Here is a 21,216-nt window from a genome sequence, read left to right on the forward strand (position 1 = left end):
CGATGACGCTTTCGGGCAAATGCGTGATCGCCGGGATCGGCGCGACGGCCTTCGGCAAGCACCCGGGAAGGTCCTCCGTCTCGCTCAACGTGGAGGCGATCCGCGCGGCCCTTGCCGACGCGGGCGTCGAGAAGGGCCAGGTGGACGCGCTCTTCGTGAAGCCGCCGACCTCGGACTTCCAGATGCTCTACACGGTCAAGGTGGCCTCGGCGCTTGGCATCCGGACCAGGATGGGCGGCGCCTGGGACCAGGGGGGCGCGGCCAATGCGACGCTGATCTCGATCGCCTGCATGGCCATCGAGGCCGGGCAGATCGACGTGGCCGTCGTGAGCTTCGCCGACACCCCGCGCACCGGCAATGCCGCCGTCTACGCGCGCCCGCGGGGCGATGACAGCCTCTACGGCTGGTTCGGCACCCTGCCCGGCTACGCGATGATCATGCAGCGCCACATGGGCGTGCACGGCACCCCCCGGGAGGCCTTCGGCGAGATCGCGGTCGCCGCGCGCAGGCACGGAGCGGCCAATCCGAAGGCGCAGGTGCGCAATCCGCTGTCGATGGCGGATTACATGGCCGCCGACCCGCTCGTCGCGCCGTTGACGCGGGACGATTGCACGCTGATCTCGGACGGCGGCGGCGCGGTGGTCGTGATGAGCGCGCGCAGGGCGGCGGAGCTGGGCGTGGCGGCGCCCGTGCCGATCCTCGGCTGGGGCTACGGGCAGACCTATGAGGAGGTGACCTACCGCGCGGACCTGACGACGACGATGGCGACGGTCTCGGGCGCGACGGCGCTCGGGATGGCGGGGCTGACGCCAGAGCGGGTGGAGTGCGTCCAGCTCTACGACTGCTTCACCATCGCCGCGCTGATGACGCTGGAGGATTACGGCTTCTGCAGGAAGGGCCAGGCCGCGGATTTCGTGAAGGACGGCGCCCTGCAGCTGGACGGCGCGCTGCCCTTCAACACGTCGGGCGGGCTTCTGTCGGAAACCGGGATGCCGGGGATGCAGCTGATCCACGAAGGCGTGCGGCAGATGCGGGGGACCTCGGTGAACCAGGTCAGGGGGGCGCGGAACGTGGTGATCTCGAACCAGGGGGGCGTGATGCAGACCCATTCGACGCTGGTGCTGGGCCAATGAGCGGCGTGGGACCGGATCGCAGCGGGCCGGCGGGGGCGTACTGGGCCGCGCTCGACGAAGGTGCGCTGCGGTTCCAGCGCTGCCGCGCCTGCGGGGCGGCACAGCTGCCCGCGCGGGAAGAGTGCACGACATGCCTGTCGCCGGAGCTCGGGTGGGAAACCGCGCGGGGCGGCGCCAGGCTGATCTCGTGGGTGGTCTATCACCGCCCCTATCACGAGGCCTTCGCCGACCGCGTGCCCTACAACGTGGCGGTCGTGGAGCTGCAGGAAGGCCCGCGGCTGATCTCGAACATCCTCGCGCCGAACGAAAGCCTCAGGATCGAGATGCCCCTGCGGCTGGAGCTGGGCGAAAGTTTCGGGCAGACCGTGCCGCTGTTCCGACCGGTCGCCGGCTGAGGACCCGCGGGGGGCGGCGCGCGGCGCGCGATGCGCCCCGTGCGGAGGTGCTCCGTGGTGCGGGCAGAGGGGGGCTGTCTGCCCCCCGCTGGCCTGACGGCCAGCTCCCCCCGAGGATACATGGACCAGAGGAAGGTGGGGCTCAGGCGCCCGTGAAGCGGGGTTTGCGCTTTTCCATGAAGGCGTGGCGGCCTTCGGCGTAATCGGCGCTGTTCATCGCATCGGTCGAGAGCTGGCGCAGGCGGTCGAGGTCACGGTCGGCCTCGTTCCGGGCCAGTTCGCGGAGCGCCTGCTTGGAGCCCTGGATCGAGAGCGGCGCGTTCTCGGCGATGGCGCGGGCATGGGTCAGGACGGTGGCGTCGAGCGCGTCGATCTCGGTCACCTCCTCGATGAGCCCCATCCGGAGCGCCTCGGCCGCCTTGTAGCGGAAGCCGGTGAAGAGGATCTTCTTCGCGTTGCCGGGCCCCACGAGGTCGGAGAGCGCGCGGATCCCGTCGAACGGGTAGACGATGGAGAGCCGCGCGGCGGGAATGCCGAATTCGGCATCCGCGGCGGCGATGCGGAAATCGGCCGCCATCGCCACGGCAAGTCCGCCGCCGATGCAATAGCCGCGGATCTTGGCGATCAGCGGCTTGTCGAGGGTGGCGAGGAGATGGCGGGCATGGCCCGCGATGCGGTTGTACTCCGCCGAAGCCTCGGCATTGCCGCGATGCGTCTCGAACTGGGAGATGTCGGCGCCCGAGACGAAGGCCCGCTCGCCCGCGCCCTGCATCACCACCACCCGCACCTCGGGATCGGCGGCGAAGAGCTCCAGCACCTCGCCCATGGCCTGCCACATCTCGAGGCTCATGGCATTGCGCTTCTCGGGCTGGTTGAAGGTCAGCCAGCCGATGCCCTCGCCCTTCCCGGCGATGATCTTCGGCGTGCTGGTCTCGAGCGTCTGCATGGTCTGTCCCCCTGTCAGATGACGTTGCGGTCGCGGAGGTCCGCGATCTCGGCCGGGTCGAGGCCGAGGCCGCGCAGGACCTCTTCGGTGTGTTCGCCCGCGTCCGGCGCGGCGCAGCGGATGTCCCGCGTCGTCCCCGTCATCTGCAGGGGCGAGGCGACGATGGTGATCTCGCCCAGCTCGGCATGGCGGACGGGGGCGGCGAGCCCGAGATGGCGCACCTGCGGATCGGCGAAGGTCTGGTCGATGGAATTGATCGGGCCGCAGGGCACGCCCGCCTCCATCAGCACCGCGACCCAATGGGCGGAGGGGCGCGTCGCGGTGACCTCGCCGATAAGCGCGTTCAGCGCGGCGCGGTTCCGCGAGCGGGCGGCGCCGTCGGCAAAGCGCGGGTCCTCGACCAGATGGCCGAGCCCCGCGGCGGCCGCGAAGCGCGTCCAGAGGCGCTGGCCGGAGGCGGCGATATTGACGTGGCCGTCCGCCGTCGGGAAGACGCCCGTGGGGATCCCTGTGGGATGGTCATTGCCCGCCTGCTCCGGCACCTCGCCCGTCATGGTCCAGCGGGCGCCCTGGAAATCTAGCATCGCCACCATCGCCTCGAGCAGCGAGGTCCGGACCCAGCGGCCCTGTCCCGTCGCCTCCCGGTCGAGCAGCGCCATCGAGATGCCCATGGCAAGGTATCCCCCGGCGCAGAGATCGGCGATCGGGATCCCGACACGGACCGGGCCCTGCCCCGGCAGCCCGGTGATCGACATCAGCCCGCCCATGCCCTGCGCGATCTGGTCGACGCCGGCGCGTTCGGCATAGGGGCCATCCTGCCCGAAGCCCGAGATCGAGCCGTAGACGATGCGCGGGTTCACCGCGCGCACCGCCTCGTAATCGATGCCGAGCCGGGTCTTCACGGTCGAGCGCATGTTCTCGACGATCACGTCGGCCCCGGCCGCGAGCTTCATGAAGAGCGCATGGCCCTCGGGCGTCTTCAGGTTCAGCGTAATCGCGCGCTTGTTGCGGTGGAGGTTCTGGAAATCCGGCCCGTGGCGCGAGCCGCCGACCGGGTCGGAGGCGCCGGCGCCGGCGGGCGGCTCGATGCGGATCACGTCCGCCCCCCAGTCGGCGAGATGGCGCACGGCGGTCGGACCCGCCCGGGCCAGCGTGAGATCGAGCACCCGGATGCGCGACAGCGGCTTGTCCGCGCGCCCCTCCGTATCGGTCCAGGATGTCATGGCGCTCTCCTTCTGATCCGTCCTTGCACCATGCACCGGCCGGCGCGCGCGGGCGAGACCTGTCCGCGGCGCGGCACGTGGGCGGCGGACGAAAAACCGCCGCGGATCGCGCCGCGGCGGTGTCTTCAGGGCCGGATCACTCGTCGATCCAGGCCCGTGTCACGTCGACGATGCCGCCGTAGGGCTTCGGCACGCCCTTCAGGCGCTGCGTGGTGAAGGCCCAGTAGCGGCCGCCGCCCATGTAGAGGATAGAGGCGTCCCGGTTGATCATCTCGGCCACCTGGCATTGCAGATCGAGGCTCTCTTCCCGGCTTTCGGCCACCACCATCTTCTTGGCGACCTCGTCGAGCTCGGGCAGGTCAAAGCCGGTCAGGTTGTAGTTCGAATCCGATGTGGTCGATGCGGCGAGCGTCGGCCCCATGTCCACGTCATCCGGGAAGCGCCAGCCCGACATCGTGTAATCGAGCGAGAGCACGTTGCGCACCAGAGAGGTCTGGTCGACCGGGATCAGATTTACCTTGATGTCGATCGCCTTCATCAGCTGCTGCATCAGCTCGCCCAGCTCGCGCCCCCGCGGGGTCGAGGTGTTGATGAAGTCGAACTCGATCGGCTTGCCATAGGCCGCGACGTATTCCCGGGCCTTGTCCTGATCGAAGGCGCGATACCCCGCCTCGCCGCAATCCTTCTGGTTGCCCAGCGGATGGGTGACCGAGGGGCGCGTGTCGCGGAAGCTGATCTTGACCAGCGCGTCCTGGTTCCAGCCGTGGGCCACCGCGGCGCGGACGTTCGGATCGTCGAAGGGCGCGCGACGCCGGTTCAGAAGGATCGTCGCGGCGCCCGCGCCGTCGGCATGCATCGACACGATATCGGGGTCGTTCTGCGCCTCGACGATGGTCGGGCCGCGGTCGGTCCAGATCGCATCGACCTCGCCCGATTGGAGCGAGGCATAGCGCGTCTGGGTGTCGGGCAGGATCCGGAAGACGATCTTGTCGAGGTTGATGTCGTCCGCGTTCCAGTAATCCGGGTTGCGCTCGACCACGATCCGGTCACCCGAGGACCATTCGACGAACCTGAACGGCCCGGTCCCCACGGGATTGCGGTTCTGGGTGCCGGCCTCGACCGCCTCGGGCGACGGGATCGGCCCCGACATGCCCAGATCGGCCAGCGTCGGCAGGAAGGCGGTCCAGGGATGGGCCAGGCGGAACTCGACCGTCAGCGGATCGACCGCGACCACCTCTTCGATGGTGGTGAGGGACGACCGGCCGGCGAACTTGTTCTCCGGGTCGATCATGCGGTTGTAATGGGCCGCCACGTCCCCGGCATCGAAGTCGGAGCCGTCGTGGAACTTGACGCCCTCGCGCAGCTTGACCGTCCAGGTCAGGTGATCCTCGCTCTCGCTCCATTCGGTGGCGAGCAGCGGCAGCGGCTCGTTGGTCTCGTGGTTCCAGCCGAGCAGCGGCTCTTCCATCGTGATCGCCACGGTCGAGCCGGTCTGGCCGAAGATACGTCCCTCGAGCGGTTCGAACCCGTTCGGCTCGGTCTCGAGCGCGACGGTGATGGTGCCGCCCTGCGTCTTCTCCTCCTGCGCCAGGACAGGCGCGGCGATGCTGAACACCGTCACGGCCGAGGCGGCAACCCCGGCAAGCAGTCGCGTCGCAAATCGTGCTTGTGTCATGTCGATCCTCCCTGATCGGCCGCCCCAGGGGCGGTCACCTCATTGATATGCCGGTTCCGGATTCTGTGAAGACCGATTCTTCAAATCGTCACATCTATGCATTTTGACGGTGGATAGGTTGGCATACCCGGGTTTTGAATGACGCCCGATCCCGCATTTACCCGCGGGCGGCCGGCAAGAGACAGCCGATATCAGTCGGATTGACCGCCACGGGCTGAAACATTGCGGTTTCGGCATTATTGTAGGGGGATCGGACGTGACGATGCGGCCAGTCGCGGGGCCGCCGCATCCCGTGCTTCCGTGAATGGAAGATGTAGGTTGTTCCTATGTTTACTGGTGTCCAAGCGCCCCGGAAGCCGACCCCATGCCAAGAATACTGATTCTCGAAGACGATCCGGACTTCGCCGAGATCCTCAGCCTCGACCTCGAGGATGCGGGGTATGACGTCGTCGTCGAGGAAACCGGAGACGCGGCGCTCAAACGGCTCTCGTCCGAGTCCTTCGACCTGCTGATCACCGACATCCACATCTGGAAGGAAGGCCGCCCGACCGGCGACGGCGGCCTGCTGCTGACCGGACGGCTCAGGAACTTCCCCGCGCTCCAGTCGGGTGGCCGGCTGGTCGGTCTGCCGATCATCGCGATCTCGGGCGCGGTCGGGCGGCCGGGGCAGTCGAACATCCTGAACGCGGCGAAGTCCGTCGGGGCGGATGCGGTGCTGGCGAAGCCTTTCGAGGCCGACGAGATGCGGGCGCTCGTGGCCAGGCTGATCGACGAACGCGAGCTCGCGCGCCGGTAGCGGGGCGCTCTCCGGTCCTCAGCCCTTCAGAGCGGTGCGGATCGCGGCGGCCAGCTCCTCGGGCATGCAGGGCTTCTGCAGGACCGGGTATTCGATCCCCTGGGTTTCCGATGCCATGCGCTCCGCATACCCCGACATCAGCACGACCCGCGCATCCCGGCGGACGCGGCGCAGCCGGCGTGCGAGGGTGAGGCCGTCGATCTCGCCCGGCATGATCATGTCGCTGAGCAGCAGATCGAACTCCAGCCCGCCCCTGATCCGGCTGAGCGCCTCGGTCCCGCTGGTCGCCGTCTCGACCACATAGCCGAGGTCGGTGAGCATCTCGGACATGATGGACAAGAGGTCGGGCTCATCCTCGACCAGCAGCACCGTCTCGCCCTCGCCGCGGACCACTTCGGGCCGGCTCACCGGCCCCTCGCGGCGGTTCTCGGGCGTGCCCCGCGGCAGCGTCAGGCGGACCGTGGTGCCATGCCCCTCATCGGAATAGATCTGCATCTCGCCGTTCGACTGGCGCGCGAAGCCGTAGACCATGGCGAGCCCCAGCCCGGTGCCCTGGCCCTGGTCCTTGGTCGAGAAGAACGGATCCGTCGCGCGGCGCCGGACCTCGGCCGACATGCCGGGGCCGTCGTCGATCACCGAAAGCTCCACGTAGCGGTAATCCTCGGCGCTGACCGGCCGCCCCTCGGCGGCTTCCGCCCGCTGCCGGCGGCGCAGGTCGGAACTGGTCGAGGTGACCGCACGGGCGCTCACCCGGATCTCGCTGCCCTGCCCCGCGCCGAGGATCGCGTCGCGGCTGTTCAGCACGAGGTTCAGGAGCGCGTTCTCGAGCTGTGACTGGTCGCAATGGACATAGAGCGCCGGATCCGGCGGCTCCACGTGCATGGCGATGCTGGCCTCGATCGCCGGGCGGGCCAGCGCCTCGAACTCGCGAAGGACCTCGGCCACCGTGCGCGACCGGGCGGTGCCGGGCTGGCGCTTGGCGAAGCTGAGCAGCCGGCCCGTGAGGGTGCGCCCGCGATCGACCGAGGCGATCGCCTGCTTCAGGAGCCGTTGGCTGCGCTCGCTCTGCTCCTCGTTCAGGGCGAGGTTCACGGCATAGAGGATCGTGGCCAGCAGGTTGTTGAAATCATGCGCGATCCCGCCCGAGAGCTGGCCGAGCGCGTCGAGGCGGCTGTTGCGCTCGATATGCTGGCGGTGCCGCTCCTGCTGCGTGACGTCGTCGAGCACCGCCACCGCGGCGATGTCGCCGCCGCTGCGCAGCGGGCCGCCGGTGATGCGGACGTAATGCTCCTCTCCTCCGGGGAGCGACAGAAGGTAGGTCTCGCCCTTGATCCCGTCGCCCGCCGCGAGCCGGCCGAAGGGTCCGTGCGCCGTGGCCGGCTGGTTGTCTTCCGGAGCGCGCAGCGTGGCCTGTTCGGGCCAGTCGAAGGGCGGTGTGGCGGTCTCGGCGCCCAGCATCGCCCGGCCCTGCCGATTGATCATCGCCACGCGCCCCGCGGCGTCGAAGCCGATCACCCCGCCCGAGAGCGCGCCGAAGACCGCGCTCAGCCGCTCCTCCTGTGCGAGGGACAGGCGATGTTCGCGCAGCAGCATGAAGGCGAACCACCCCGCCAGGGCGACCATGGACAGCATCCCGGCAACGGCCTGGACCAGATAGAGGTCGCGCAGCCGATCCAGCCGTGCCTTGAGTGTCCGCCGCGCCTGCCGGAGTGTCGTCTCGATCTCGGCCGCGGCCGCGCTGTCGCTCAGACGCACCGCGTCGTCGATCTCGAGGATGGGCCGGCCTTCGGCATGCGCCGTCTCGACCACGGCGGCGCGGGCGCCGTAGCCGCGCACCGTCTCGAGCAGGCCGTCGAGCCGCTCGTCGAGCCCGATCTCGGCCGCCAGCCGGTCGAGCTCTGCGATCAGCTCCTCCGCGCGCCGGGCATGGGCCTCGGCCTGTGCGCAATATTCCGGCTCGTCCGGACGCAGCACGCAGTTCTTGAAATCGTGGATCAGGCCGACGAATCCGATGTTGGCCAGCAGGTCCTGCGAGGTCGTCTCGAACCGCAGGCCCGTCTCGCGCAGATCGCGCGCCTCGTCGAGGAGACGCAGGTAGGACCACGCGAACACGCCCAGCACCGCCGCCGCGGCCACCGGGCCGAGTATCAGCATCCTGCGGAAACGACGGCCTGTCATCATCGGTTCTTCATCCCCTGCGGGCATTCTTCGCGAAACTTCCCCCACCTGTCCACGTCTGCCTGCGCGGCGTGACCCTTGGGAATACATTCGCTTCGGAAGATTAAGGGACGGTTCAGCCCGGACGGCCTTCCGCCCCGCGGTGCCTCAGCTCGTGGTGCAGCTCACCTCGGCACCATCCGGATCGGCCTCGCGGTAGGTCGCCTCGTCCCCGTGCAGCCAGATCGACCGGCCGAAGCTGCCCTCGTAGAGCGACCCGGACCCGCTGGGCGCGAGGGTGCCCACATCCACGGTGTCGCCCCGCTCGATGCGGACGCTGGGCAGGGGCGTGTCATAGAAATAGGTGGTGACCTCGTTGGCCGGATCGCCGTCGCAGGTCCATGTGGCGACGCTGGAGGGCTCCATCAGCTGGTAGGTCGCGACCAGCTCGGCCTCGCGCCGCCGGTAGCTCTCCACGATGCAGGCCCGCTTGTCGTCGGCCATCCAGCAATCGTCCCGCCCGCCGATCCAGCCGCACTGCGTCGCGCGCAGTTCGGCCTCGGCCGCCTCCGCCCCGGCGTCGAGACCCCTTGCCGCCGAGACCGCCGCCTCGAAGGTCGCGCCGAGCGCGCGGTCGAGCGCCGAAAGCTCCGCGTCGTTGCAGATTATGGTTTCGGCTTCGTGCTCAGCCCTGGCGCAGTCGAAGGTCGGGCCTTCCTGCGCGGCCGCGCCGCTGCCGGCGGCCATCATCAGGAGGGCGAGCGAGAGGGGGATCCGGGTCATGGCGATACCTCGCGGGATACGTGGCGGCACGGGACGCGCGCCGCTGTCACCGTTGAGCATACACGATACCCGCAGCCACAACCTAGAGTTTATCTAGGCGGCGAGAAACCTGAACCGCGTGCCGCAGATCAGCGCGCCCTCCGGATGCCCGAGCCCCGCGGCCTCTGCCCGCAGGCGCGCGGCCGCCGGGTCCGGCAGCCGCAGGTCGAGCCCGCCCAGCCCGGGCCCGCGCCCGTCGCTGTCGGCCACGAAGCGCAGCGTGGCATTGGCGAGCGCCACGGTCGGCGCGGCCTCCGGGCCCTCCGCCCGCGTGCCCAGCACCCGCGCCCAGTGCGCGGCCAGCGCCGCCGGATCGTCGCCCTGGATCTCGACCGCCGTGATCGCGCCGGGGGCGGAGCCCGCCGCCTGCCACTCCAGCCCGCCGGCGGGCATCCAGTTTCCGGCGACCTCGCCCTGCGTATCCCAGTCGACCTCGAGGAAGGTGGCCCGCATGTCGCCGGGATGGAACTGGCAGACGTTCCATGTGCCGCGGTCCGAGAAATAGGCCTCCCGCACCCCCGCCGCGCGGGCATTGGCGCGGACCGCGTCCTGCGCGTCCCGGTCGCCTGCCTGGCAGATCACCATGTAGCCGCCATCGCCGCCCCGCCGGTCGAGGTAGCGTTCGGCGGCGGTGCCCGCGCGCGTCGGGGCCACGACCTCGAGGAACTGGGAGCCGAGGGTCAGGAGCGTGTTCTCGAGCCCGAACTTGCCGACGGCCGGATCGACATGGGCCACCGGCAGGCCCAGCACGTCCCGCAGGGCCGAGACCGCCGGCGCGAGCGCGCCGGCGACAAGGCAGACCTGGCGGAGGTGGATCACCTCAGCGGTTCTTCCATTGCGGCGCGCGTTTCTCGACAAAGGCGTTCACGCCCTCGCGGAAATCCTCGGTGTCGCGCAGCTCGGACATCACGTCGCGCGAATATTTCAGCGAGGCCGCGAGGTCCTCCATCTCGTCCATCTTGTTCAGCACGCGCTTGGTGGCCTTGACGGACGAGGGCGAGACGCTGGCGATCTCCTGCGCCTTGGCCATCGCCGCGTCCATCAGCGCGCCCGGCGCATGGACCGCGTTGACGAAGCCGAGCGCCCGCCCCTCTTCGGCGCCGACGCTGCGCCCGGTGAGCATCATCTCGACCGCGGGCTTGCGTCCGATCTGGCGGCTCAGCCGTTGCACGCCGCCCGCGGCGGCAAACAGGCCGACCTTGACCTCGGGCAGCGCGAACTTGGCCGTCTCCGAGGCGAGGATCACGTCGCAGGCCAGCGCGGTCTCGAACCCGCCGCCCATGGCGAAGCCGTTCACCGCCGCGACCAGCGGCTTTTCCAGATCGTAGCGCATCGACAGCCCGGCGAAACCCGAGGGCGGCGGCGTGCCCTTGCCGCCCTGCGCCGTGTACTTGAGGTCGTTGCCCGCGCTGAACGCCTTGTCGCCCGCGCCGGTCAGCACCGCCACCCAGAGGTCGTCATCGGCCGCGAACTCGTCCCAGACCTGCGCCAGCTCGTTATGGGCGGGGGCATGCAGGGCGTTGTAGACCTCGGGCCGGTTGATCGTGACGATCAGGATCGGACCCTCGCGATCCACCTTGCAGAATTCATGGGCCATGTCCGGTTCTCCTCCACGTGCTGGCTTTGCGCAGCGGAGGGTAAGAGGCGCCGAAAGGCGAGGCAAGCGAGCGCCTTGCCACATATCTGCCGAGGCGGGAGCGGCGCGATCTGAGGCATTCGGGGAACGGTCGAAGGCCGATGGCCGGGAATGGCGGAGCACCGCGCCGGCGCGCCCCATTCGCGCCACATTTCATTGCTGCCCTCGGGGGACGAGCAGAGCAACGAGGCAGGACAATGCCCAAGCCAGAGCAGACGAAACCGAAACCCGGCGCCAAGCCGAGGCCCCCGGGGCCCGTCCGGTTCAACGACTGGGCCGCTATCTGAGAAGCGCGTTCCGGGTGCGGCTGAGGCAAGCCGGGCTTAAGCCCGGCCTACACCTGTGCCACCTGCGGAGCGCCGGGGACCGGGGGACCTCCCATTCCAACCGCGGTATGGTGCGTACTTGCACGCACCATCGCCCTTGTCACCACGCGCAAGACGGACAAGCGCCGGCCCGTGGGATGGCGCTTCCCTCCCTCCGTGCCTCGCGCCTTATGCCAGCCGTGGTAGCTCCCATGTCGACACAAGGCGCCAACGTCACCTAAGCGGCGCCCTTCGGGCTCGTTCCGGACTCGGAAAACGGCACTGCCCAAAACAGAAAAGGCCGCCCACTCGCGCGGATGGCCCTGTATTTCTGAAGGCGCGAAAAAGTCAGCCGACCAGTTCGAGACCCGAGAAGAAATACGCGATCTCCTGCGCGGCGGTCTCGGGCGCGTCCGAGCCGTGGACCGAGTTCTCGCCGACGCTCTCGGCGAATTCGGCGCGGATGGTGCCCGCGGCCGCGTCGGCCGGGTTGGTCGCGCCCATCACTTCGCGGTTCTTCGCGATGGCGCCTTCGCCTTCCAGCACCTGCACCACGACCGGCTCGGAGGCCATGAACTCGCAGAGCTCGCCGTAGAACGGACGATCCTTGTGGACCTCGTAGAACTTGCCGGCCTGCTCCATGGTCAGCTTGATCCGCTTCTGCGCGATGATGCGGAGACCCGCTTCCTCGAACTTGGCGTTGATCTTGCCGGTCAGGTTGCGGCGGGTGGCGTCGGGCTTGATGATGGAAAGCGTGCGTTCGGTGGCCATGTCGGTCCTCTTTCGTGCATGAGCATGAGACGGGGCGCCCGCGGACGCCCCCGAAAAATCCGCCGCTCGCCTAGCATGGGTTCCCGGGCTTGAAAAGGCGTATCCTCCCCGGCGCGCGAAATGGCGGAGACCCCCGGCCCGCACGGGCCCTGCCGCGCGCCGGAGACTCCGGCACAAGTAGCTAGAATGACTTCGGAAAACAGCTTTTATTGACGCGCAAATCAATAAAGGACTATGGTCCCGGCAACGAAACGACGCGGCCCCGCCTCGCGGGCGACGGCCGGCACAGCGCGCGCGGGGAGCCGATGGCCAAGCCGAACATTCTCATCCTGATGGTGGACCAGCTCAACGGGACGCTCTTCCCGGACGGCCCGGCGGAGTGGCTGCATGCCCCGAACCTCAAGCGCCTCGCCGCGCGTTCGGTCCGGTTCGAAAACTGCTACACCGCCTCGCCCCTCTGTGCGCCCGGGCGCGCCTCCTTCATGTCGGGCCAGCTTCCCTCCGTCACCGGCGTCTACGACAACGCGGCCGAATTCCCCTCGGACCTGCCGACCTATGCCCATCACCTGCGCCGGGCGGGCTACCAGACCGCGCTCTCGGGCAAGATGCATTTCGTCGGCCCCGACCAGCTTCACGGGTTCGAGGAGCGGCTGACCACCGACATCTACCCGGCCGATTTCGGCTGGACCCCCGATTACCGCAAGCCGGGCGAGCGGATCGACTGGTGGTATCACAACATGGGCTCGGTCACGGGCGCGGGCGTGGCCGAGATCTCCAACCAGATGGAATACGACGACGAGGTGGCCTTCGAGGCGACCCGCAAGCTCTACGACCTCGCCCGCGGCCATGACGACCGGCCGTGGTGCCTGACGGTCAGCTTCACCCACCCCCACGACCCCTACGTGGCGCGGAAGAAATACTGGGACCTCTACGAGGATTGCGCGCACCTGCTGCCCGAGGTCCCGGCGATCCCCTACGAGGAGCAGGACCCCCATTCCCGTCGGATCTTCGACGCCAACGACTGGCGCAGCTTCGACATCACCGAAGAGGACATCCGCCGCTCCCGCCGCGCCTATTTCGCCAACATCTCCTATCTCGACGACAAGATCGGAGAGATCCTCGACGTGCTGGAGCGGACCCGGCAGGAGGCGGTGATCCTCTTCGTCTCGGATCATGGCGACATGCTGGGAGAGCGCGGGCTCTGGTTCAAGATGAACTTCTTCGAGGGTTCCGCGCGGGTGCCGATGATGCTCTGCGCGGAGGGGATCGCGCCCCGGCACGAGACGACGCCGGTCTCGAACATCGACGTCTGCCCCACCCTCTGCGACCTCGCCGGCATCTCGATGGAGGAGGTCATGCCCTGGACCGCGGGGATGAGCCTCGTGCCGCTCGCCAGGGGCGAGGTCCGGGAGGAGCCGGTGGCGATGGAATACGCGGCCGAGGCGTCCTTTGCCCCGCTCGTCGCGCTCCGGTCGGGGCGCTACAAGTACACCCGCTGCGCGCTCGACCCCGAGCAGCTCTTCGACCTTCAGGCAGATCCGCACGAGCTGACCAACCTCGCCGGCGACCCGGACCATGCCGAGGCGCTCGAGGCCCTCCGCGCCGAGGCCGACAGACGCTGGGATCTGGACCGCTTCGATGCCGAGGTGCGGCAGAGCCAGGCCCGCCGATGGGTCGTCTACGAGGCGCTCCGGAACGGGGCCTACTATCCGTGGGACCACCAGCCGCTGAAGAACGCGAGCGAGCGGTTCATGCGCAACCACATGGACCTGAACAACGTGGAAGAGGGCCAGCGCTTCCCGCGCGGGGAACAGCCGGCCCCCTGATCCGGCCCCCTGATCCGGTTCAGTCGATCCGGCGGCCGTCCGCGCCGAAGACATGCAGCGCGGAGGGATCGACCGTCAGCGCGATCTCGTCGCTCAGCGCCTGCTCCGCCGGGAAGGCGGCGATCAGGCGCTGGCCCTCGACCTCGAAATGCCCCAGACGCTGCGCGCCCAGCTCCTCCACATAGGCGAGCCGCGCCGGGATCGCGGTCTCTCCGAGCCCGGCCAGGCGCATGTCCTCGGCCCGCATCCCGACCTTCACCTTGCCGGGCGCGACGCCGACCGGCAGGCTTGCGCCGCCGACCCGCAGCGTGCCGCCCGCGACCTCGCCGTCGAGCATGTTCATCGCCGGCGAGCCGATGAACTCCGCCACGAAGGTCGAGACCGGGCGCCGGTAGACCTCGAGCGGCGCGCCGATCTGTTCCACCTCGCCGTCGCGCAGGACGACGAGCCGGTCGGCCAGGGTCATCGCCTCGAGCTGGTCGTGCGTGACGTAGACCGAGGTCGTCCCGAGCCGTTTCTGCAGCGCCCGGATCTCGCCCCGCATCGACACGCGCAGCTTTGCATCGAGGTTCGAGAGCGGCTCGTCGAAGAGGAACGCCGCCGGCTCCCGCACGATGGCGCGGCCCATGGCGACCCGCTGGCGCTGCCCGCCCGAGAGCGCGCGGGGCTTGCGGTCGAGGTAGGCGCCGATCTCGAGGATCCGCGCCGCCTCGTCCACCCGGCGGGCGATCTCGGCCTTCGGCGTGCCCCGGTTCTTCAGCCCGTAGGAGAGGTTCTGCCGCACCGACATGTGCGGGTAGAGTGCGTAGTTCTGGAACACCATGGCGATGTCGCGCTCGGCCGGCTCCAGCCGGTTCACGACCCGCTCGCCGATGCGCACTTCACCTTCCGTGATCTCCTCCAGCCCCGCGATCATCCGCAGGAGCGTCGACTTCCCGCAGCCCGAGGGCCCGACCAGCACGACGAATTCGCCGTCGCGGATGTCGATGTCGATCCCCCGGACGGCCGACACGCCCCCGGTATAGGTCTTGCCGAGGTTCTCGATCGTGATGGCGGCCATCTATTTCTCCGTTTCCACGAGACCCTTCACGAAGAGCCTCTGCATGAAGATCACGACGAGCACGGGCGGCAGCATCGCCAGCACCGCGGTCGCCATGATGAAGTTCCAAAGGGGTTCACTGTCCACCACGTCGGCCATCCGCTTGATGCCCGCCACGATGGTGTAGAAATCCGCGTCGGTGGTGACGAGGATCGGCCAGAGATACTGGTTCCAGCCGTAGATGAAGAGGATGACGAAGAGCGCCGCGATATTGGTCCGCGAGAGCGGCAGCAGGATGTCGCGGAAGAACTTCATCGGGCCCGCGCCGTCGATCCGCGCGGCCTCCATCAGCTCGTCCGGGATGGTGAGGAACACCTGCCGGAAGAGGAAGGTCGCGGTGGCCGAGGCGATCAGCGGGATCGAAAGCCCCGCGTAGCTGTTCAGCAGGCCGAGGTCCGCGACCACCTTGAAGGTCGGCACGATGCGGACCTCGACCGGCAGCATCAGGGTGATGAAGATCATCCAGAAGGCCGTCATCCGGAACGGGAAGCGGAAATAGACGATGGCGAAGGCCGAGAGGATCGAGATCACGATCTTCCCGATGGCGATCGACAGCGCCATGATGAGGCTGTTCGTCAGCATCAGGGTCAGCGGCACGGTCATCTGCGCGCGCACCCCGCCCGAGAGCACCTCGGTATAGGTGTTCACCATGTTGTCGCCCGGCAGGAGCGGCATCATGCCGGACATGAACTCCACCGGGTGATGGGTCGAGGCGATGAAGGCGATGTAGACCGGGAAGGCCACGACCACGACGCCGAGGATCAGGGTGATGTGGGCCAGGATGTCCAGCCAGCGTTGGTTTTCGACCATGGTCCTGCCTCAGTAGGTCACGCGCCGCTCGACGAAGCGGAACTGCACGACGGTCAGGGAAATCACGATGGCCATCAGCACCACCGATTGCGCGGCCGAGGATCCGAGGTCGAGGCCGACGAAGCCGTCCATGTAGACCTTGTAGACCAGCGTGTTCGTGGCCTGCGCGGGTCCGCCCTCGGTGGTGGCGTCGATCACCGGGAAGGTGTCGAAGAGCGTGTAGACCACGTTCACGACCAGCAGGAAGAAGGTGGTGGGCGACAGGAGCGGCAGGGTGATGGTGAAGAAGCGTTTCACCGGCCCTGCCCCGTCGATGGCCGCGGCCTCGCGCAGGCTGGCCGGGATGGACTGGAGGCCCGCCACGAAGAACAGGAAGTTGTAGGAGACCTGCTTCCAGGCCGCCGCGACGATCACCAGCAGCATCGCGTCGCCCTTGTCGAGCAGGTGGTTCCACGAGATGCCGACCGAGGCCAGCACGTAGGGCATGATCCCGATGGTCGGGTTGAAGATGAACCACCACAGGATGCCCGCGACCGCCGGGGCCACGGCATAGGGCCAGACCAGCAGCGTCGTGTACCAGCGCGAGGCGCGGATCAGCCGGTCCACCGCCACCGCCAGCAGCAGCGACAGGATCATCGCCAGCGCCGCGGTCGAGACCGCGAAGACCAGCGTCACCTGCATCGCGTTCAGGTAGTCGGGGCTGTGGAACAGCCGGGTGTAGTTGGCAAGCCCCACGAAGCTGGTCTTGAGCCCGAAGGCGTCCTCGCGCAGGAAGCTCTGCCAGACCGCCTGGCCGGCGGGCCAGAGGAAGAAGATGATCGTGATGGCAAGCTGGGGGGCAAGCAGCAGGTAGGGCAGCCCGCGGCTTCGGAAGATCGTGCGTTTCGTCTGCATTCTGTCGTCCTGACGGAAGCGGCCCGCACCCCTCGGGATGCGGGCCGGCGTGAGGCGCCCGAGGGCGCCCCGGGGGCTCAGCCGTTGGCGGCTTCGAAGTCGCGGATCAGCGCGTTGCCACGTTCGACGAGGCTGTCGAGCGCACCCTGCGCGTCGACCTCGCCCGAGAGCAGGCGCTGGAACTCTTCGTCGATCACGTTGCGGATCTGGACGTAATTGCCGAAGCGCAGGCCCTTGGAGTTCTCGGTCGGCGCGTTCAGCGTGATCTGCCGGATGCCGATGTCGGTGCCGGGGTTGGCTTCGTAATAGCCCTGCTCGCGGCCCAGGTCATAGGCGGCCTGGGTGATCGGCAGGTAGCCCGAGAACTGGTGCCAGTCCGCCTGGACCTCGGCCGAGGAGAGGTAGGTGAAGAAGTCGGCCACCCCCTTGTATTCCTCTTCCGGATGGCCCTGCAGGACCCAGAGGGTCGCGCCGCCGATGATCGAGTTCTGCGGCGCGCCGTCCACGTCGTCGTAATAGGGCAGCATGCCGTAGCCGACCTCGAAATCCTGCGCATTGGCGACGACGCCCGCGCGGCTGGCCGAGGAGTTCATGTACATCGCGCATTCCTGCGCATAGAACTTCGGCGCGCTGTCCGCACCGCCGCCCGGTCCGCCGTACTGGAACAACCCGTCCTGCTGCCACTTGGCGAGGTTTTCCCAGTGCTTCGCCTGCACGGGGCCGTTCACCGTCAGCTCGGTCCCGAGACCGCCGAAGCCGTTCTCGAGCGTGCCGATCGGCTGGTTGTGCCAGGCCGAGAGGTTCTCGAGCTGCACCCAGGAGATCCAGCCGGTGGTGAAGCCGCAATTGGCCGCGCCCGATTCCATGATCTTGTTCGAGAAGTCTTCCAGCTCGCCCCAGGTCTTCGGCGCGGCGTCCGGGTCGAGGCCCGCCTTCTCGAAGACGTCCTTGTTGTAATAGAGGATCGGGGTCGAGGAGTTGAACGGCATCGACAGCATGTTGCCGTCGGTGTCGGTGTAATAGCCCACGACGGCCGGCAGGAAGGCGCTCTGGTCGAAGTCCTCGCCCATGTCTTCCATCAGCTGGTAGACCGGGTAGACCGCGCCCTCGGCGGCCATCATGGTGCCGGTGCCGACCTCGAAGACCTGCACGACGGCGGGCTGCTCGCCGGCCCGGAAGGCGGCGATCGCGGCGGTCATGGTCTCGGTGTAGCTGCCCTTGTAGGTCGGCACGACCTTGTAGTCGGACTGGCTGGCATTGTAGCCCGCCACGATCTCTTCCAGCTTGGTGCCGAGCTCACCGCCCATGGCGTGCCACCACTGGATTTCGGTTTGCGCCTGGGCCGCGCCGAGCGATGCGGCGAGGGCGAGTGCGGAGAAGGAAAGCGTGCGGATCATCTGAATCCCCTGTTGGTTCGATGGCCCGCTCATGCGCCCGCCGCGTGACAGGCGCGTTGCAGTTTTATTGAGTTATTGTAACGACAAAGGTGCCGTGGCGGCACTTGATGAAGGGGCGGTGCCGGGCCCGGGCCGTGACAAGAGCCGCGATCAGGTGACGCGGCCGGCCTTGCGATACTCCGGCCGGTCCCAGAGCCGCTGGTCGATGACCTCGGCAAGGATCGCGACCGCGCGCCTGACGTCGGCCTCGTCGATGTACAGCGGCGTGAAGCCGAACCGCATGACGTCGGGCGCCCGGAAGTCGCCGATCACGTCGCGGGCGATCAGCGCCTGCATCGCGGCATAGCCGTGCTCGAAGCGGAAGGAGACCTGGCTGCCGCGCTGGCTGGCGTCGCGGGGGCTGGCGAGCTCCAGCGCCGGGCATTTCGCCTCCACCTCGGCGATGAAGAGGTCGCAGAGCCGGACGGACACCGCCCGGAGCTCGGCCATGTCGACCCCGTCCCAGGCCTCGAGCGCCACTTCCAGCGCCGACATCTGCAGGACAGGCGGCGTGCCGACCCGCATCCGCTCGATGTTCCTGGCGGGGCGATAGCCCTGCTCGAAGGCGAAGGGCGCATCGTGGCCCAGCCAGCCCGAGAGCGCGGGCTCGATCGCCGCCACGAGGTCGGGCCTGACATAGATGAAGGCCGGAGCCCCCGGCCCGCCGTTCAGGTATTTGTAGGTGCAGCCGACCGCGAATTCGCAGCCGGATCCCGCGACGTCCACCGGCACCGCCCCCGCGCTGTGCGCCAGATCCCAGAGCATCACCGCCCCGGCCGCATGCGCCTTCGCGGTGATCGCGTCCATGTCGTGCATCCGCCCGGTGCGGTAATCGACCTGGGTGATCATCGCCACCGCGACCTCGTCGGTGATCGCCGCCTCCACCTCCTCCGGCGCCACGATCCGCAGCTCGTGCCCCTTGCCGAGATGCCGGATCAGCCCCTCGGCCATGTAGAGGTCCGACGGGAAGTTCCCGCTGTCGGACAGCACGACCTTCCGCTCGGGCCGCATCTCGAGCCCCGCGGAAAGCGCCTGGTAGACCTTGATGGAGAGCGTATCCCCCATCACCACCGACCCCGCGGGCGCCCCGATCAACCGCCCGATGCGGTCGCCGACGCGGGTCGGCTGCTCCATCCAGCCGTCGAGGTTCCACCCCTTGATGAGGTTCGCGCCCCACTGGTCCGTCACGACGGAGGCGAGATGCCCCTTCACCGCCTTCGGCAGCGGCCCGAGCGAATTGCCATCGAGATAGATCATCCCCTCGGGCAGATCGAAAAGGTCCTTCCGCGGAAGTGTCGTGCTCATAGTTCGCCTCGCAATTTCCAGAGCTCGGGGAAGAGCTCCACCTCCAGCATCCGGCGCAGGTACATCACGCCCGAGGTGCCCCCGGTGCCGCGCTTGAAGCCGATGATCCGTTCCACGGTCGTCACATGGTTGAAGCGCCAGCGGCGGAAGTAATCCTCGAGGTCGACCAGCTTCTCGGCCAGCTCGTAGAGCGACCAGTGGGTCTGCGGGTCGCGGTAGACCTCGGCCCAGGCGTTCATCACCGCCTCGTCCGCCGCGTGGGGCTGGTCCATCCGGTAGACCTCGGCAGAGAACTCAACCCCCAGCCCCTCGGCCAGCTTGTCGAGCGCCACGTGGTAGAGCGACTTCGTGCGAAGCTCCTGCTCCAGCATCGCGTGCAGTTCGGGGCGGTGCTCGTGCACCTTCATCATCGCCCGGTTCCGGTTGCCGAGGATGAACTCGATCAGCCGGTACTGGTGCGACTGGAAGCCCGAGGACGCGCCAAGCTGGTCCCGGAAGGCGGTGTATTCGCTAGGCGTCATCGTCCGCAGCACGTCCCAGGCGCTGTTCAGCTGCTCCCAGATCCGCGCGACCCGCGTCAGCATCTTGAACGTCGGCGCGAAGCGGCCCGCGGCGAGGTTCTCGCGCGCCGCCGCCAGCTCGTAGAGCGCCAGCCGCATCCAGAGCTCGGAGGTCTGGTGCTGGATGATGAAGAGCATCTCGTCATGGGCGTCCGACAGCCGCTTCTGCGACCCGAGGATCGGGTCGAGCGAGAGGTAATCGATATAGCTCATGTCCTCCTTGAAGGACATCCGGGCGCCCTCGCCCGAGGGATCGTAACCGGCGGACATGGCCTCGCCTCCGCTATGCTGTGTGCGGGCGGTTCCGGCCCCGCCCGGGCCCGACTTCGACGCTCAGAAGGCGTTGAAGGTCATCGTGGTGAGCGTCCGTTCGATCCCGGCGATGCCGAAGAGCCCCTCGTTCAGGAACCGGCCCACGTCCTCGCCGTCCGGGATGTAGACCTTCAGCATGAGGTCGTAATGCCCGCTGGTCGAGTAGAGTTCGGAGTGGATCTCCTTCAGCGCGATCTCGGTCGCCACGTCGTAGACGGTGCCCGGCTTGCACTGGATTTGAACGAATACGCACTGCATGGCCGCTTCCTCACTTCCCGTCCGGCAGGACCGCCGTCGCCTCGATCTCGACCTTCGCCTCGTCCTCGACGAGCGCCGAGACGACGACCATGGTCATTGCCGGGAAATGGTAGCCCATCACCTCGCGGTAAGCCAAGCCGACCTGCCCCTGATGGGCGAGATATTCCTTCTTGTCCGTCACATACCAGGTCAGCCGGGTGATGTTCTCCGCCGTGCCGCCCGCCGCCTCGACCACGTCGAGAATGTTGCGCAGGGCCTGGGACATCTGGCCGATGAAATCCTTCGCCTCGAAGACCTGGCTCGCGTTCCAGCCGATCTGGCCGCCGACGAAGAGGACCTTGCCCTCGGCCACCACGCCGTTCGCGTAGCCCTTGGCGGGCTTCCAGCCCTCGGGGTGAATGATCATGGTGCTCACGCCACGTCCTCCGCATATCGTTCCAGGACCGCGCGCGGGCCGTCGGGCCAGCGGCGGGATTTCATTCGGTCGAGATCGACCATCACAAGCGTCCCCCGCGCCGTCAGCCGCGCCTCGTTCGCGCAGGCGGCCCGGATCACGAGGTCCGCGCTGGCCCCTCCTACACGAGCCGTCGCAAGCGTCCAGTCCAGCACGTCGCCAAGGCGGGAGGCCGCGTGGAAGTCGGCCTCGATCCGGCCCATGGGCACGCCGAGCCTCTCGACCACGTGCATCTGGTGGAAGGACCAGCCGACCGCTTCGGCGAAGAAGGTCTCCACCACGGCGTTGATCATCTCGAAATAGCGCGGGTAGAAGACGATCCCGGCCGGATCGCAATGCTGGAACAAGACGGTGTTGCTGTGCGCGAAGGCTGGCATGTCCGCTCCCTGTCCGGCCTGCGAAC

21 protein-coding genes are annotated in these 21,216 nt (G+C 68.2%); 4 read left to right on the plus strand and 17 right to left on the minus strand.

Annotation, left to right across the window (positions count from 1 at the left end; all coding sequences use genetic code 11):
* Positions 1–2: 2 nt before the first annotated feature.
* Both Q344_RS0106725 and Q344_RS0106730 read left to right on the plus strand, forming a co-directional pair.
* Positions 3–1,133: a thiolase family protein gene (locus Q344_RS0106725; RefSeq protein ID WP_028286024.1), complete on the plus strand. Its 1,131-nt coding sequence runs from the start codon at positions 3–5 to the stop codon at positions 1,131–1,133.
* A complete protein-coding gene (locus Q344_RS0106730) occupies positions 1,130–1,528 on the plus strand; it encodes a Zn-ribbon domain-containing OB-fold protein (RefSeq protein WP_028286025.1) in 399 nt (132 codons plus the stop codon). Before Q344_RS0106725 ends, Q344_RS0106730 begins: the two co-directional genes overlap by 4 nt.
* Before the next feature lie 142 nt (positions 1,529–1,670).
* On the opposite strand, the gene Q344_RS0106735 is transcribed toward Q344_RS0106730, so the two are convergent.
* The 3 genes from Q344_RS0106735 to Q344_RS0106745 all read right to left on the minus strand — a co-directional run bounded on the left by Q344_RS0106735 (position 1,671) and on the right by Q344_RS0106745 (position 5,372).
* Entirely contained in the window at positions 1,671–2,474 is an 804-nt protein-coding gene (locus Q344_RS0106735) for an enoyl-CoA hydratase (RefSeq protein WP_028286026.1), read from the minus strand.
* 14 nt (positions 2,475–2,488) lie between these two features.
* The gene (locus Q344_RS0106740) at positions 2,489–3,697 is read right to left on the minus strand and encodes a CaiB/BaiF CoA transferase family protein (RefSeq protein WP_036538407.1); all 1,209 of its coding nucleotides are present in this window, start codon (positions 3,695–3,697) and stop codon (positions 2,489–2,491) included.
* A gap of 136 nt (positions 3,698–3,833) precedes the next feature.
* Positions 3,834–5,372, minus strand: a complete 1,539-nt coding sequence (locus tag Q344_RS0106745) for an ABC transporter substrate-binding protein (protein WP_028286028.1) — start codon at positions 5,370–5,372, stop codon at positions 3,834–3,836.
* Positions 5,373–5,736: 364 nt separating this feature from the next.
* On the opposite strand from Q344_RS0106745, the gene Q344_RS0106750 reads away from it, so the two are divergent.
* Entirely contained in the window at positions 5,737–6,168 is a 432-nt protein-coding gene (locus tag Q344_RS0106750; RefSeq protein WP_028286029.1) for a response regulator, read from the plus strand.
* Between the two features lie 18 nt (positions 6,169–6,186).
* Here the strand turns inward: Q344_RS0106750 and Q344_RS23260 are convergent, their stop codons facing one another.
* From Q344_RS23260 to ndk, 5 genes are all read right to left on the minus strand, one after another.
* Positions 6,187–8,349 carry an ATP-binding protein gene (locus tag Q344_RS23260; RefSeq protein WP_169739181.1) on the minus strand — a complete coding sequence of 721 codons (2,163 nt, stop codon included), beginning with the start codon at positions 8,347–8,349 and terminating at the stop codon, positions 6,187–6,189.
* A gap of 144 nt (positions 8,350–8,493) precedes the next feature.
* Positions 8,494–9,108: an MliC family protein gene (locus Q344_RS23265; RefSeq protein ID WP_084178319.1), complete on the minus strand. Its 615-nt coding sequence runs from the start codon at positions 9,106–9,108 to the stop codon at positions 8,494–8,496.
* Between the two features lie 93 nt (positions 9,109–9,201).
* Positions 9,202–9,966, minus strand: coding sequence for a VOC family protein (locus Q344_RS0106765; protein WP_028286030.1), 765 nt, complete (start codon positions 9,964–9,966; stop codon positions 9,202–9,204).
* 1 nt (position 9,967) lies between these two features.
* On the minus strand, positions 9,968–10,744 hold the full coding sequence (locus tag Q344_RS0106770) for an enoyl-CoA hydratase-related protein (RefSeq protein ID WP_028286031.1): 777 nt from the start codon (positions 10,742–10,744) through the stop codon (positions 9,968–9,970).
* 692 nt (positions 10,745–11,436) lie between these two features.
* The gene (gene ndk, locus Q344_RS0106775) at positions 11,437–11,859 is read right to left on the minus strand and encodes a nucleoside-diphosphate kinase (protein ID WP_028286032.1); all 423 of its coding nucleotides are present in this window, start codon (positions 11,857–11,859) and stop codon (positions 11,437–11,439) included.
* A gap of 305 nt (positions 11,860–12,164) precedes the next feature.
* Between ndk and betC the strand changes: the two genes are divergently transcribed.
* Positions 12,165–13,685: a choline-sulfatase gene (gene betC / locus Q344_RS0106780; protein WP_028286033.1), complete on the plus strand. Its 1,521-nt coding sequence runs from the start codon at positions 12,165–12,167 to the stop codon at positions 13,683–13,685.
* A gap of 19 nt (positions 13,686–13,704) precedes the next feature.
* On the opposite strand, the gene Q344_RS23270 is transcribed toward betC, so the two are convergent.
* From Q344_RS23270 to Q344_RS0106825, 9 genes are all read right to left on the minus strand, one after another.
* Positions 13,705–14,745, minus strand: coding sequence for an ABC transporter ATP-binding protein (locus Q344_RS23270; protein ID WP_051630331.1), 1,041 nt, complete (start codon positions 14,743–14,745; stop codon positions 13,705–13,707).
* Positions 14,746–15,594 carry a sn-glycerol-3-phosphate ABC transporter permease UgpE gene (ugpE, locus tag Q344_RS0106790; protein ID WP_028286034.1) on the minus strand — a complete coding sequence of 283 codons (849 nt, stop codon included), beginning with the start codon at positions 15,592–15,594 and terminating at the stop codon, positions 14,746–14,748.
* Between the two features lie 9 nt (positions 15,595–15,603).
* Positions 15,604–16,488, minus strand: coding sequence for a sn-glycerol-3-phosphate ABC transporter permease UgpA (gene ugpA / locus Q344_RS0106795; RefSeq protein ID WP_028286035.1), 885 nt, complete (start codon positions 16,486–16,488; stop codon positions 15,604–15,606).
* 77 nt (positions 16,489–16,565) lie between these two features.
* On the minus strand, positions 16,566–17,885 hold the full coding sequence (gene ugpB, locus Q344_RS0106800) for a sn-glycerol-3-phosphate ABC transporter substrate-binding protein UgpB (protein ID WP_028286036.1): 1,320 nt from the start codon (positions 17,883–17,885) through the stop codon (positions 16,566–16,568).
* A gap of 150 nt (positions 17,886–18,035) precedes the next feature.
* Positions 18,036–19,229, minus strand: coding sequence for a kynureninase (gene kynU, locus Q344_RS0106805; protein ID WP_028286037.1), 1,194 nt, complete (start codon positions 19,227–19,229; stop codon positions 18,036–18,038).
* Entirely contained in the window at positions 19,226–20,059 is an 834-nt protein-coding gene (locus tag Q344_RS0106810; RefSeq protein ID WP_028286038.1) for a tryptophan 2,3-dioxygenase, read from the minus strand. The genes kynU and Q344_RS0106810 overlap by 4 nt, the downstream gene beginning before the upstream one ends.
* 63 nt (positions 20,060–20,122) lie before the next feature.
* Positions 20,123–20,359: an Lrp/AsnC family transcriptional regulator gene (locus tag Q344_RS0106815; protein ID WP_028286039.1), complete on the minus strand. Its 237-nt coding sequence runs from the start codon at positions 20,357–20,359 to the stop codon at positions 20,123–20,125.
* Positions 20,360–20,369: 10 nt separating this feature from the next.
* Positions 20,370–20,765, minus strand: coding sequence for a RidA family protein (locus tag Q344_RS0106820; protein ID WP_370283377.1), 396 nt, complete (start codon positions 20,763–20,765; stop codon positions 20,370–20,372).
* 5 nt (positions 20,766–20,770) lie between these two features.
* Positions 20,771–21,190: an acyl-CoA thioesterase gene (locus Q344_RS0106825; RefSeq protein WP_028286041.1), complete on the minus strand. Its 420-nt coding sequence runs from the start codon at positions 21,188–21,190 to the stop codon at positions 20,771–20,773.
* Positions 21,191–21,216 lie beyond the last annotated feature (26 nt).

The organism is Pseudooceanicola nanhaiensis DSM 18065, assembly GCF_000688295.1.
GTDB classification, from domain to species: domain Bacteria; phylum Pseudomonadota; class Alphaproteobacteria; order Rhodobacterales; family Rhodobacteraceae; genus Pseudooceanicola; species Pseudooceanicola nanhaiensis.